General features: G+C 69.8%; 12 protein-coding genes. 9 read left to right on the forward strand and 3 right to left on the reverse strand.

The genetic code is table 11. The annotated features are described in order from the left end of the window. The first annotated feature begins 335 nt into the window (after positions 1 to 335). Positions 336 to 1,526, forward strand: coding sequence for an acetyl-CoA C-acetyltransferase (locus ACGFW5_RS12575; protein ID WP_393834165.1), 1,191 nt, complete (start codon positions 336 to 338; stop codon positions 1,524 to 1,526). Between the two features lie 427 nt (positions 1,527 to 1,953). Next, the gene (locus tag ACGFW5_RS12580) at positions 1,954 to 2,790 is read left to right on the forward strand and encodes an alpha/beta hydrolase (RefSeq protein ID WP_393834166.1); all 837 of its coding nucleotides are present in this window, start codon (positions 1,954 to 1,956) and stop codon (positions 2,788 to 2,790) included. Between the two features lie 179 nt (positions 2,791 to 2,969). Here ACGFW5_RS12580 and ACGFW5_RS12585 read toward each other — a convergent pair whose 3' ends face one another. Both ACGFW5_RS12585 and ssuE read right to left on the reverse strand, forming a co-directional pair. Further along, complete coding sequence (locus ACGFW5_RS12585; RefSeq protein WP_161252934.1) at positions 2,970 to 3,131, reverse strand: hydrophobic protein; 162 nt, start codon at positions 3,129 to 3,131, stop codon at positions 2,970 to 2,972. 249 nt (positions 3,132 to 3,380) lie between these two features. Continuing rightward, positions 3,381 to 3,947: an NADPH-dependent FMN reductase gene (gene ssuE, locus ACGFW5_RS12590; RefSeq protein ID WP_393834167.1), complete on the reverse strand. Its 567-nt coding sequence runs from the start codon at positions 3,945 to 3,947 to the stop codon at positions 3,381 to 3,383. Positions 3,948 to 4,974: 1,027 nt separating this feature from the next. On the opposite strand from ssuE, the gene ACGFW5_RS12595 reads away from it, so the two are divergent. Together ACGFW5_RS12595 and ACGFW5_RS12600 are read left to right on the forward strand one after the other, a co-directional pair. Continuing rightward, complete coding sequence (locus tag ACGFW5_RS12595) at positions 4,975 to 5,544, forward strand: winged helix-turn-helix domain-containing protein (protein WP_393834168.1); 570 nt, start codon at positions 4,975 to 4,977, stop codon at positions 5,542 to 5,544. A gap of 13 nt (positions 5,545 to 5,557) precedes the next feature. Next, on the forward strand, positions 5,558 to 6,793 hold the full coding sequence (locus ACGFW5_RS12600) for an acyl-CoA dehydrogenase family protein (protein ID WP_393834169.1): 1,236 nt from the start codon (positions 5,558 to 5,560) through the stop codon (positions 6,791 to 6,793). A gap of 234 nt (positions 6,794 to 7,027) precedes the next feature. Here the strand turns inward: ACGFW5_RS12600 and ACGFW5_RS12605 are convergent, their stop codons facing one another. Then, positions 7,028 to 7,195, reverse strand: coding sequence for a hypothetical protein (locus ACGFW5_RS12605; protein ID WP_393834170.1), 168 nt, complete (start codon positions 7,193 to 7,195; stop codon positions 7,028 to 7,030). Positions 7,196 to 7,399: 204 nt separating this feature from the next. Between ACGFW5_RS12605 and ACGFW5_RS12610 the strand changes: the two genes are divergently transcribed. The 5 genes from ACGFW5_RS12610 to ACGFW5_RS12630 all read left to right on the forward strand — a co-directional run bounded on the left by ACGFW5_RS12610 (position 7,400) and on the right by ACGFW5_RS12630 (position 13,002). Then, complete coding sequence (locus tag ACGFW5_RS12610; protein ID WP_393834171.1) at positions 7,400 to 8,443, forward strand: ABC transporter substrate-binding protein; 1,044 nt, start codon at positions 7,400 to 7,402, stop codon at positions 8,441 to 8,443. 4 nt (positions 8,444 to 8,447) lie between these two features. Next, the gene (locus ACGFW5_RS12615; protein WP_393834172.1) at positions 8,448 to 9,296 is read left to right on the forward strand and encodes an ABC transporter ATP-binding protein; all 849 of its coding nucleotides are present in this window, start codon (positions 8,448 to 8,450) and stop codon (positions 9,294 to 9,296) included. Beyond that, on the forward strand, positions 9,293 to 10,261 hold the full coding sequence (locus tag ACGFW5_RS12620; RefSeq protein ID WP_393834173.1) for an ABC transporter permease: 969 nt from the start codon (positions 9,293 to 9,295) through the stop codon (positions 10,259 to 10,261). Before ACGFW5_RS12615 ends, ACGFW5_RS12620 begins: the two co-directional genes overlap by 4 nt. A gap of 135 nt (positions 10,262 to 10,396) precedes the next feature. After that, a complete protein-coding gene (locus ACGFW5_RS12625) occupies positions 10,397 to 11,752 on the forward strand; it encodes an LLM class flavin-dependent oxidoreductase (RefSeq protein ID WP_393834174.1) in 1,356 nt (451 codons plus the stop codon). 350 nt (positions 11,753 to 12,102) lie between these two features. Then, positions 12,103 to 13,002: a TauD/TfdA dioxygenase family protein gene (locus tag ACGFW5_RS12630; protein ID WP_393834175.1), complete on the forward strand. Its 900-nt coding sequence runs from the start codon at positions 12,103 to 12,105 to the stop codon at positions 13,000 to 13,002. Positions 13,003 to 13,060 lie beyond the last annotated feature (58 nt).

Genomic DNA, 13,060 nt, shown 5'->3' on the forward strand with positions numbered 1-13,060 from the left:
GACCCACCGCCCTGGGCGACCGCGGCCATCCGCGACTGTCGTGCGGCTGGGCTGCGGCGGTCGGCGGCGGTCGTCGGACGCAAGGAGGCCGGGGCACCCGGGGCCGGAGCGGCCACCCCCGCCCGGGCCTCCACGGGCCCGAGAACACGCCCCTCCCCCGGCGTCCACGAGCCCGACGACGCGCCCCTCCCCCGGCGCGGCACGCAGGGCGGTCCCGGGACTGCGCCAATCGGCTGTGCCCTCGCTCACACCGCCAAAGCACGCACTTCACGCCCCCAACTCGTGGGTAATGTAGCCGTGTTGTGGCCCACAACTACTACCCACGGAGGACAATCGTGTCCGGTTCCGTCATCCTGGCTGGGGCACGTACCCCCACCGGTCGTCTGCTCGGGGCTCTGAAGGACTTCTCCGGTGCCCAGCTCGGGGGCATCGCGATCAAGGCGGCCCTTGAGAAGGCCGGGGTGGCGCCCGAGCAGGTGGAGTACACGATCATGGGGCAGGTGCTCACGGCGGGCGCCGGCCAGATCCCGGCCCGCCAGGCCGCGGTGGCCGCCGGCATCCCGATGAGCGTCCCCGCGCTGACCGTGAACAAGGTGTGCCTCTCCGGCCTCGACGCGATCGCACTGGCCGACCAGCTGATCAGGGCGGGTGAGTTCGACCTCGTCGTGGCGGGCGGCCAGGAGTCCATGTCACAGGCCCCGCACGTGCTGCCCAAGTCGCGTGCGGGCTTCAAGGCCGGCGACGTACCGCTGATCGACCACATGATCCACGACGGCCTCTTCTGCGCCTTCGACCAGGTGGGCATGGGCGTCTCGACCGAGAAGTACAACAGCCGCTATGCCGGTGTGACCCGGGAGAAGCAGGACGCGTTCGCCGCGGCCTCGCACCAGCGGGCCGCCGCCGCGGCGGCCGAGGGGCGGTTCGCCGAGGAGATGGCGCCCGTGACGGTCCCGCAACGCAAGGGCGACCCCGTGGTGTGCGAGACCGACGAGGGAGTGCGCCCCGACACCACGGCGGAGGTCCTGGCCAAGCTGCGTCCCGTGTACAGCGCCGACGGCACCATCACGGCGGGGACGGCGTCCCAGATCTCCGACGGCGCGGCGGCCGTGGTGGTGGCGAGCAAGGCCAAGGCCGAGGAGCTGGGCCTGCCCTGGATCGCCGAGATCGGCGCGCACGGCGTGGTGGCCGGGCCGGACGCGAGCCTGCACGAGCAGCCGTCGAACGCGATCGCGGCGGCACTGACCAAGGCCAAGCTGCGGGCGTCCGACCTGGATCTGGTAGAGATCAACGAGGCGTTCTCCGCGGTCGGCATCGTCTCCACCGAACAGCTCGGCCTCAGCTCGGACATCGTGAACGTCGACGGCGGCGCCATCGCGCTCGGCCACCCCATCGGCGCCTCCGGCGCCCGGCTCATCGTCCACCTGGCCTATGAACTGCGCCGCCGCGGCGGCGGTCTCGGCGCGGCGGCGCTGTGCGGCGGCGGCGGACAGGGCGACGCCCTGTTGATCCGCGTACCGTCCGCCTGACACCCGCCGTCCGTCCGCCACTTCGGCCCGTCCGCAGCTCGGCCGGCCGGGCCGGCGCGGGCGCGAGCGGGAGGAACCACGAGGCCCCTTGGGGCGGCCCATGATGGCCGCGCCAGGGGGCCGTTCACGATCCGCCGCCCGGCGGGCCGCGTGGCGTCCCGGCCGGAGATCACGGGGCGGGCGTGACCCGGTCCTGTTGCGTCTGCCCGGCGGAGGAGACCGGCACGGCCTTCGCCCGCAGCGCCCGCCCGGCGGCCCGGCTCGGCCCGTCGGCACACGCCGCCGAACTGCACGCGAACTGGCGTGGCTCCACCATGCAACTCGTCGAGGACGCGGGCCACTTCGACATCGTGGAGTCGCCCGAGGTTCAAAAATCATCTCCGCGTACCTGCGGAGGGTGGAAGAGACAGAGTTAAGGGGCATTCAATTGGACACCGACACGACGGAGAAGCTGCGCCGGCTGGCCTTCACGCCGATGCGGACGCAGCCTCCGAACGCCACCCGGCCGATCCTTGACCAGGCCGCCAAGGAGGTCGAGGTCGTCGACGGCGGCAAGGTGGTCCACTACCTCTGGGGCGAGGGAGAGCGGCGGGTCCTGCTGGTCCACGGCTGGGCCGGCAACGCCGGGCACCTCACCGTCCTTGCGGACGCTCTGGCCGAGGCGGGCTGCTCGGTGGTCGTCGCCGATCTGCCCGGCCACGGCGAGTCGGAGGGAGCGGAGTCCTCGGTCATCCACTTCGCCCGGGCGATCGAGGCGGCGAACGAACGGTTCGGCCCCTTCCACGCCGTCGTCGCCCACTCGATGGGCGCCGCGGCCACGACGTATGCCATGGCCCGCGGGGTCGCGCTGGAGCGCGCCGTGTTTGTGAACCCCATCAGCAGCTACACCAGCCTGTGGCGCCGCTCCGGCGAGGTGATGCAGGTGTCGCCCGAGGCCATCGGGCTGGTCCGCTCGCGTGCGGAGCAGTGGCTCGGGGTCTCCTTCGACGCCATCGAACCGGCGCTGGCGGCACCGGAGTTCACGGCCGGGTTGCTGGTCGTCCACGACGAGAACGACCCCGAGTCCCCCATCACCGACAGCGAGGCACTGGTGGCGGCCTGGGGCCGGGCGGAGCTGATGCGTGTCCAGGACCTGGGCCACACGAAGGTGCTGCGTGACGAGGCCGTGGTCCGGCGCGCCGTCGCCTTCGTGACGGCGGACGGCGCGGGCGGGCGTGCGGGAGCGGCGGGAGCGGGAGCGGGAGCGGGAGCGGCGGGGCACTGACGCACCCGGGACCGCGAACGCGTCCGAGACCGCGGGCTCTCCCGGGGCCGCGGACGCGTCCAAGGCCGCGGGCTCTCCCAAGACCGCGGACGCCCCCGGGGCCGCACACAGGTGGGCCCCACACCCTTTCCTGCGGTGTGGGGCCCACCCGTCGTCATACGTTGACGACCGGCCTGCGGCTACCAGCGATACCAGCGGCCGCTTCCACCCTTGGGACGGGCAATGAACCCGACCAGCCATACGACCAGCACAATGACGGCGATCCACCACAGTGCCTTCAGAGCGAAACCCGCACCGAAGAGAATCAGAGCCAGCAGAAGAACGAGAAGCAGGGGAACCATAGTTATCAACCTCCAAGCCACCGAATGCCCCGCGCTCACCGGCCCACACACCCGCAACGGGTCTGTTTGTGAACCCCTTCTGCGGGAAGTCTCAGCCGCGCGAGCCGCAGCCGGTCACCGTCGACCGCGGTGACCCGGGTGCCGTGGCCGCCGCCGACGACGTGACGGCTGTCGCCGTTGGCGGGCAGGACCCAGTGGGAGGTGAGGCTCGTCCAGGTTCAAGCCTTCGCACGTCGTCGGCGGCCGTGGTCAAGCGACCAGTTCGGCGGCCGCGGGCAGGGCAGTTCGGCCGCCGAGGGCTTCGGAGAACTGGTCGACGACCTGTGCCAGGGCCTCGGCGGGGCCGGGCGCGACGATCAGTGCGCCGTCAGCGCCCACCGCGAGGTCCTTGTCGAGCGTGAACCAGCCCTGGACGATGTGCGCGGCGCCCATGGAACTGAGCACCGGGCGCAGCGCGTAGTCGATCGCCAGGACGTGCGCGGTGCTCCCGCCGGTCGCCAGCGGCAGGACCGTCTTGCCGACGAGGCCGTACTGCGGCAGGAGGTCCAGGAGCGACTTCAGCAGCCCGGAATAGGCGGCCTTGTAGACGGGCGTGCCGATCACGACGCCGTCAGCCCGGGCGAACAGTTCGGTCGCCTCGACGATCGCCGGGTGCCGGAAGTCGGCGCCGAGCAAGGCCTCGGCGGGGATGTCGCGGATGTCCAGGGGGATCACATCGTGTCCCTGTGCCGTGAGCCGCGCGTCCAGGTGGCGCAGCAGGCGAGCGGTACGAGAGGTGATGGAGGGGCTTCCGGAGACAGACAGGACGGTGGCCATTGCGGATCCTTCGGGAGCGTGCGGGCGTGAGGTAGGTGTGGGACTGGTTCGGGGCCACGTACTGCGGCGTACCGCGGCCCGGCGTCCTCGGCGGCTACGTACTGGTCTTGGACAGTCCACGCGGGCTGATCCCGGCCTCGGTCACGGCCTCGTCGGATGAACCTCCAGCGCTTCAGCACCTTGTGATGTGTGCCGTTGTCGATGTCGAGGCAGAGGCAGTGCAGAGGCAGAGGTCGATACCGAGCACCGGTGGCCCTGGGAGCAGCCGGGGGTGACGGCGCTTCAGGGTGCTGGGAACCAGGTGGTCAGCAGGTGTGATGACGCCGGGGCGGGGACGGGGCGGGGCGGGGCGGCGGCAGCGCGCGTCAGGTCTCTCAGAACCGTTCGTACGCGCATCGGCGGGCACTCGGTGTGCGTTCAGCGCCCGCCTACGACGGCGCCGCAAAGGGTGGACCTCGGCCCCGACGGGGTCACCGAGAGAGGGACGGGCCGGTCAGACGGCCCGCTGCCGCGTCAGGCGCAACACGCCGCGGACCACACCCGACCGAAGTCGATGTGGTCACGGGTGACCAGGCGCTGCTCGGCATTCATGCGGCTAATTGAGCAGCACATCCCGCTTCTCGTCAACTACGGCCCGGATGCCGGACCAGCACCCCAGCAGGTCCTGCGCGCGGTCGCCCCATGCGTGTGGATGCCCCATGCGTGTGGTGCGTGTGGTGCGCCCATACGGTCGCTAACGGATGCTCCGCCACGCCTCCCTGCATTTCCCATCAATTTACTAGGGAAGCATTGACGGGCCGCCCATCGGGTGCGCAGGATGATGCACATGGCCCACACACAGCAACGACTCGTTCGTCGTCGGCATGTCGACTTTGGTCACGTCGTCAGCGCCGCCTGCTGTCGCGCGTAGAGGGCACGCCGCTCACACGGTGCGCGTGCCGCTCCGCTCCTTCTCTCCCACCCCAGGCGATCAGGCACAGCCACCCGTGCGCCCGATGGCCCGACGCACCCCTGAAGGACGACCGCCATGACCACGGCACTTCCCACCCCCGCCACAGCCCTGCCTGCGCCACTCCCCGACATGCGCCATCTCCGCCTCGTGGGCGACACCGCGCAGTTCGGCGACGAGGAAAACGGTTCCGCTCCCCTGGTCGGCTACCTCGTGCTCGTCCCCGAGGGCACCGATCCCGCCCAGCTCTTCGCGAAGGGCGTGACACGACCGGACATCCGGCCGCTCGCCCATACCGACGCACCTGTCGTGCGGCGGACGGGAGTCGGCCACGTGCGCATCGATCCCGCGCGACATGCCGCAGAGCTCGACGGACGTGAACTCGACCTCACCTACCTGGAGTTCGGCCTGCTGGCCCATCTCGTCCGGCATCCCCACCAGGTGCATTCACGCGAGCAGTTGATGGCCGACATCTGGGGCTACGACCACATCGGCGACGGCCGCACCGTGGACGTCCACGTCGCGCGGCTGCGCCGCAAGCTGGGCACAGCCCACCGGCACCGGATCGTCACCGTACGGCGCGTGGGCTACAAGTACGTGCCCGATCGGCAAGAGGACTCCACCACCGCACCCTGCCACCGACCTTGAGGAGACAGCCATCATGGGCGTTGCCACTGCGCCGTCCGGACCCGCCTCGGATTCCGACCGGATCGGGCCCGGCCGTGCGCACTGGCTGCGGGTGGCCCGTGAGACGGCGGACGACCTGGCCACGGACGCGGTGGCCAGGGAGCAGGCGGGCAAGGCCCCGTTCGACGAGGTGGGCGGGTTGCGCGAGGCGGGGTTGCTGACGCTCCTCATACCGGCCGGGCTCGGGGGAGGCGGCGCGGACTGGCCGACGGCCTACGCCGTCGTCCGGGAGATAGCGGCCGCCGACGGCGCGATCGGTCAACTGCTCGGCTGTCACTACTTCTTGTCGTGGAGCGCCCGGTTGTTCGCCGAGCCCGCCCTGGCCGCTCAGGTCGAGCGGAAGTTCGCGGCGGAGCAGTGGTGCTGGGGTGGTGGTTTCGCCCGTCAGGAGCTGCCGCTGACGCTGGTCAGGAAGGGCAGTGGCCATGTGCTCGACGGCCGGCAGAGCTACGCCACGGGGGTTCTGGTCGCCGACCGTCTCGCCGTACGGGCCGAGCGGGCCGACACCGGCGAACCAGTCGCGGTCGTCGTCGATTCCGTCCGCCGCGGCGTGCGGATCAACGGCGACACAGACACCTTTGGCCAGCGCCTCGCGGCCGGCGGGAGCGTGGAGTTCGAAGCCGTTCCGGTCGCCGCCGACGACGTACTCGGCTCCCTGTCCGCGGACGACGACGTTCTGTCGCCGCTGTCTGCTCTGGCATCGCCGGTCGGACGTCTTCTCTCGGCGCAGCTTCTCCTCGGCATGGCTGAGGGGGTGCTCGCCGAAGCCCGCGAGTACAGCAGGGCGGGCCACGCACCCTGGCACCCGGACTGGCCGTCCGGCTCCCCCCAGGATCCCCAGGTGCTGACCGCCTACGGAGAACTCACCCTCCTCACCCGATCCGCGTCGGCGCTCGCCGATCAGGCAGTGGACGGCGTGGAAGGCGGGCTGGCACGAGGCGAAGACCTCAGCTACGACGAGTACGCGGAGATCTCCGTCCTCGTGGCCATGGCCGAAGCCGCCGCTTCCAGGGCAGCGCAGGAGTCCACCGCGCGCGCCCTCGACATCATCGGCGCCCGCTCCGCGTCCTCGCGGCTGGGCTTCGACCGCTTCTGGCGCAATGTCCGGACGCACACCTTGTACGAGCCCGTCGCCCACCGGCTCCGCGACGTCGGTGACTACTTCCTCAACGGTGCGCACCCCCCCTTCGTCCTGCCTTTCCGACCTTGAGGTCCCGGGGGCCCGCATCTGCGGCGAGGCGCCCTCTCCAAAAAGCCCAGAAAGCCCGCCCCAAGGGCGAATTGGCTCGATTTTTCGCGGCCGGACTCGGTGTGATCGTGATCCGTCAGCACTCTGACATCCACGCCCATGTGAACGCCGCATTTCACTTGCATGGCAGTCGGTTCAGGATATGAGACATACCTGCTCGCGACGTTGACCTGGCCGGATTTCGCTGCAACTCTCTTAGCTGTGAGCAACTTCGGGAATCTCGCCGCGCGCCTGCACGTCGATCTGCGACGTCAAGCCAGCGCCATCTGTGCCGTCGGCCGCTGAACCGCTGACGAGCGCCCCTTTCTCCCGCTCCTTTTCGGAGTCGGCTGCTACGACCATGCCACTTCCGTCGTAGATCACTTAGATCACCGATTTCTCGCAGGCGTTCCTTACGAGGTCTCCTTCCAGCCGGTTTCCTGCTTGCCGTGCTCAACTGCCGAGCGCTCCTTTCGGCTGTGAATTCTTCCTGCCGAAGAACCCCTACAGGCATCACTTCTCACCGTTTCGGGCAGCACGTCCGCCGGTTCCGCAGTCAGTCCCCATTCGTTTGAACAGGACCTTTCCATGGCCACTACGGCATCGACCCGACGCCAGTTCCTCTCTTTGCTCGGACTTTCAGCGGTGGCCGTGAGCTGCGGCACCGCAACCGGAGCGACCTCCGGCAAGGGACAGACCAGAACGCTCCGGTACCAAGGCTGGGCGGGTCAGGTCACGCTGCCGGAACTGGCCGAAAATCTCGGCTATCTGGAGGACGTGAAACTGAAGTGGGTCGGCAACACCATCAGCGGGCCACAGGACATCCAGTCCGCGGCCACGGGCCAGATCGACTTCGGAGGCGCCTTCAACGGCGCAGTTGTCAAACTGGCCGCGAACAACGCCCCCATCAAGGCGGTCATCAGCTACTACGGCTCCGACAAGTACGCCTACAACGGCTTCTACGTCCTCAAGGACAGCCCCATCCGCTCGGCCCGTGACCTGGTCGGCAAGAAAGTCGGGATGAACACCCTGGGAGCCCACTCCGAGGCCATGCTCGACATCTATCTACAGCGGGGCGGTCTCTCCCGGGCGCAGATCGGCAAGGTCGAGCCCCTTGTGGTGCCTCCGGTCAACACGGAGCAGTCGCTGCGTCAGAAGCAGATCGAGGTGGCCGTGCTCGGCGGCATTCTGCGCGACAAGGCCCTGGCAACCGGGGGCGTCCGTCCGCTGTTCACCGACCATGAACTGCTCGGGTCATTCAGCGCCGGCACCTATGTGATGACGGACCGCTTCCTGAAGCAGAACCCCGAAACGGCCCGGATTTTCGTCACCGCCGTGGGGCGGGCCATCGAGTGGTCCCGTTCCACTCCGCGCGAAGAGGTCATCGCCCGGATGACGGACATCGTGAAGAAGCGCGGCCGCAATGAGGAGACCGCACCCCTGAAGTACTGGTGGTCCTACGGCGTCGCCGAAACGGCGGGCCGGATCACCGGCGCGGAACTCCAACTGTGGATCGACTGGCTGGTCGGGCGCGGGGACATCCAGAAGGGCCAGGTCACGTTGTCGGACCTCTTCACCAACGAGTTCAACGGCAACCAGAAGTCCACCGCCACTGCGCAGAGCGGGAGTTGACCCCATGCCCGAATCCACCACGGAACCCCTCACACCCAAGATCGTGTTCGAGAACGTCCGGAAGGACTTCACCCTCAAGGACCGCACGGGGGCTCGGCGGACAAGCCGGTTCACCGCCCTCGACGGCATCGATCTGGAGATAGCGGCCGGCGAGTTCATCGTCCTGGTCGGCCCCAGCGGCTGCGGGAAGTCGACGCTGCTGGACCTGCTCCGCGGCCTGACCAGGCCCACCGGCGGACGCATCCTGCTGGACGGCGAACCCATCACAGGACCCGGCCTCGACCGAGGCGTCGTGTTCCAGCAGTACGCGCTGCTGCCGTGGCGCACGGCCCAGGGCAATGTCGAGTTCGGCCTTGAGGCCATCGGCGTCCCGCGGCGTCAACGCGCCGCACAGGCCCGGGAGTTCCTGGACCTGGTTGGTCTGTCCGGGTTCGAGGAGCGCCATCCGCATGAGCTGTCGGGCGGGATGCGACAGCGGGTGGCGATCGCCCGCAGCCTCGCCTACGACCCCGATGTGCTCCTGATGGACGAGCCGTTCGCCGCGCTGGACGCGCAGACCCGGGAATCGTTGCAGGACGAACTGGTGCGCATCTGGCAGCGAACCGGCAAGACCGTCGTCTTCATCACGCACGGCATCGACGAGGCCGTCTACCTGGGCCAGCGCGTCGCCGTCATGACGTCGAGGCCGGGCCGCATCAAGCAGATCGTGCCGGTCGCCTTCGACTCCCGTACGGCGACGGCCGACCTCCGCTCAAGTCCCGAGTTCACCCGACACCGGCACGAGATCTGGTCATTGCTGCACGACGAGGTGGCCAGGGCCCAGCAGTTGGAGAAGGAGGAGGTTTCCGTATGAGCACCACAACCGGCACAGCCACCGAGAAGATCACGGCGCCGGACTCGGTGAGCGCCGCCGAGTCCGTGTCCGTCCCCGGCCCCGGTCCCGCCCCCTCCTCCGTCACGTCCGCGGCGTCCGTGCCGCATGACGCATCACAGTCGGGAGTGCGCCGAGTGCCCTCCGCGGCGGCCCGGCTCCGCTGGGCGGTCCGCCGACTGCCGCACCTGCTGCTCAGGGGGGCGACCAAGTCCGTCGCGATCGTGGCGCTGCTGCTGCTGTGGGAGACCGCACCGCGGCTGGGCCTGGTCGACCGGATCTTCCTGCCGCCGTTCAGCGGGGTCGCCCGCGCCTGGTGGGAGCTGGCGTCCGGCGGTCAGCTCGCCGACAACGCACGCGCCAGTCTGGTCCGCTCGTTCAGCGGATTCGGACTCGCGGTGGCCGTCGCCGTGCCGCTCGGCCTGCTGATCGGCTGGTACCGGCCGGTCGCCGACATCCTCGGACCGCTCCTTGAGGTGTTCCGCAACACCGCCGCCCTGGCCCTGCTGCCGGTGTTCGTACTGCTGCTGGGGATCGGCGAGACCTCGAAGATCTCCATCGTGGTGTATGCGTGCACCTGGCCGATCCTGCTGAACACCATCAGCGCGGTCCGCAACGTCGATCCGACCCTGCTGAAGCTGGCGAAGTCGATGAACTTGTCCGCGCCCCGGCTGTTCCAGAAGGTCATCCTGCCCTCCTCGGTGCCGGTGATGTTCACCGGCATCCGGCTGGCGGGATCAGTGTCCATCCTGGTGCTGGTCGCCGCGGAGATGATCGGCGCCAAGGCGGGCCTCGGCTATCTGATCAACGCCTCGCAGTACAACTTCGCGATCCCGCAGATGTACGCGGGCATCATCACGATTTCCGCCATCGGCGTGGCCTTCAACCAGTTCCTGGTGGCCGTGGAGCGGCGGCTCAGCTCCTGGCGCGTGCCCGTCGGCGGCTGACCGGGCCGCCTTCTGGTCCCGCAGCTTCCCGCGTCTCTTCGTGCCCCTTCCCCTTCCCCTTCCCCTTCCCCTTCCCCTTCGCCTTCGCCTTCACCTTCACCCGATCGTCTCGTCGGCCCTGATCCGAGGAATCCCATGACCGCGACCAGCCCCCGCCGGCTCCACCTCAACGCCTTCCTGATGAACGCCGGCCACCACGACGCCGCCTGGCGCCATCCCCGTACCCAGCCCGAACGGGTCACCGATCTGCGCTACTTCCAGCAGCTCGCGCAGACCGCCGAGCGTGGCCTGCTCGACTCGGTCTTCCTCGCCGACGGCCTCGCCCTGTGGGGAAAGGTCCGGCACAACGCCCTCGGCGGCTTCGAACCGCTCACCCTGTTGTCCGCCCTCGCCGCGGTCACCGAGCACGTCGGCCTGATCGCCACCGTCTCCACCACCTTCAACGAGCCCTTCCACACGGCCCGCAAGTTCGCCTCCCTCGACCACATCAGCGGCGGCCGGGCCGGCTGGAACATCGTGACCTCCGGCACCGTGAACGAGGCCCGCAACTTCGGGCAGGACGAGCACCTGGAGCACCGGCTGCGCTACGAGCGGGCACGGGAGTTCGTCGAGGTCGCCACCAAGCTGTGGGACAGCTGGGAGGACGAGGCGATCCTGCTCGACCGTGAACGCGGCATCTACGCCGATACCGACAGGGTGCGGGAGATCAACCACCGCGGAGAGCACTTCGGGGTGCAAGGGCCCCTCAACGTACCGCGCACCCCCCAGGGATACCCGCTGCTGGTACAGGCCGGTTCGTCGGAGGACGGCAAGGAGTTCGCCGCCCAGTACGCCGAGGCCGTCTTCACCGCGCAACAGACCCTCGCCGACGGCCAGACCTTCTACAAGGACCTCAAGTCCCGGCTCGCCCGCTACGGCCGCACCGGCAGCGAGCTGCTGGTGCTGCCCGGCATCGCCCCCGTCATCGGCTCGACGGAGGCCGAAGCCCGGGCGCTGGAACAGGAGTTGACGAACCTTCAGGTACCCGAGTACGGGCTCGCTCAGCTCTCCGGGATGCTCGGCACCGACCTGACCGGGCTTCCCTTGGACGGACCGCTTCCCGAACTGCCCGAGGAACGGGACATCAACGGCAACAAGAGCCGCTTCACGCTCGTCGCGGAACTCGCCCGCCGCGATGGCCTCACCCTGCGCGAGCTCATCGCCCGCCTCGGCGCCGGCCGCGGCCACCGCGTCTTCGCCGGCACCCCCGAGCAGGTGACCGACCAGCTCGAAGAGTGGTTCACCCAGGGCGCCGCCGACGGCTTCAACATCATGCCGCCCCATCTGCCGGGCGGCCTTGAGGACTTCGTCGACCACGTCGTCCCGATCCTGCAACGGCGCGGCCTCTTCCGCACCGAGTACACCGGCCGCACCCTGCGGGACAACTACGGCCTGGCCCGCCCCGCGAACCGGCTGGTCGCGGCCGCAGCAGCAGAAAGCCGGCCCGCATGACCGGGCTGGGCCGCGCCACGGACTGCGCAGGATGCGGATCCGCGCCCAACGGGCGGGACCCGCGCCCTCGCCACGGCTGGGGAGAAGGCCACACACCGGGCGCACTACGGACCCTCGGCCCTCGCCTCGACCGGGGAGAAGGCCACACACCGGGCGCACTACGGACCCCCGCCCCTCCCCCGCGCCCTCGCCTCGGCCGGGTACGAGGCCACGCACCGGGCGCACTACGGACCCCCGCCCCTCCCCTCGTACCGCCGGGGCCCGAAGGAACCTCCCTCCCTGCCCACCACCTCCTGATGACCCACCTGATCGCCTCTCCGCCGATCACCTCCTGAAGGGAACACCCGCACATGACCACCAGCACCCGGTTCGCCATCCGCAGGATCGCCGGCCGTATCGGCGCCGAGATCCACGGCGTGGACCTCTCCACCGACCTCGACCCCGCCCTCGTCACCGAGATCAACTCCGCGCTCCTGGAACACAAGGCGCTCATCTTCCGTGACCAGAACCTCGACGACGCGGGCCAGCTCCGCTTCGCGTCCCTCTTCGGCGACCTCACCAGCGCGCACCCCACCGTTCCCTCCGTCGACGGCCAGCCGCAGATCCTGCCCGTCGACGGCGACGAGGGGATCCGCGCCAACCAGTGGCACACGGACGTCACGTTCGTCCGTACTCCCCCGAAGGCGTCCACGCTGCGCGGCATCGTGGTCCCGCCCTACGGCGGCAACACCCTCATCGCCAACTCGGCCGCCGCGTACCAAGACCTCCCCGACCCGCTGCGCGAGCTGGCGGACAGGCTGTGGGCTGTGCACACCAACGACTACGACTACGCCGCTCCGAAGAGCGAGAAGGCGGCCGAGCACCGCAAGCGGTTCGTCTCCCGGAAGTACCGCACCGCCCACCCGGTCGTCCGCGTCCACCCCGAGACCGGGGAGCGCGGGCTGTTCATCGGTGGTTTCGCCCAGAGCATCGTCGGCCTCGGCGCATCCGACTCCCGGGACCTGCTGCGCATCTTCCAGTCGTACGTGACCCGCCCCGAGAACACCGTGCGCGTGGCCTGGACACCGGGCGACCTCGTCCTGTTCGACAACCGCATCACCCAGCACTACGCCCCCGACGACTACGGCGACCTGCCGCGCCTGCTGCACCGGGTGACCGTCGCGGGCGACGTTCCTGCCGGTGTCGACGGCACCCTCAGCCACGTCATCGAGGGCGACGACGCCGCCCACTACACGCCCGTCGCGGCCTGAGCGCCCGGGCCGCCGGGCAGGGGACGCCCGCCCCCTGCCCGGCGGCCCGCCTTCAGCG

It is taken from the genome of Streptomyces sp. NPDC048416 (assembly GCF_043200435.1).
Taxonomy (GTDB): Bacteria; Actinomycetota; Actinomycetes; order Streptomycetales; family Streptomycetaceae; genus Streptomyces.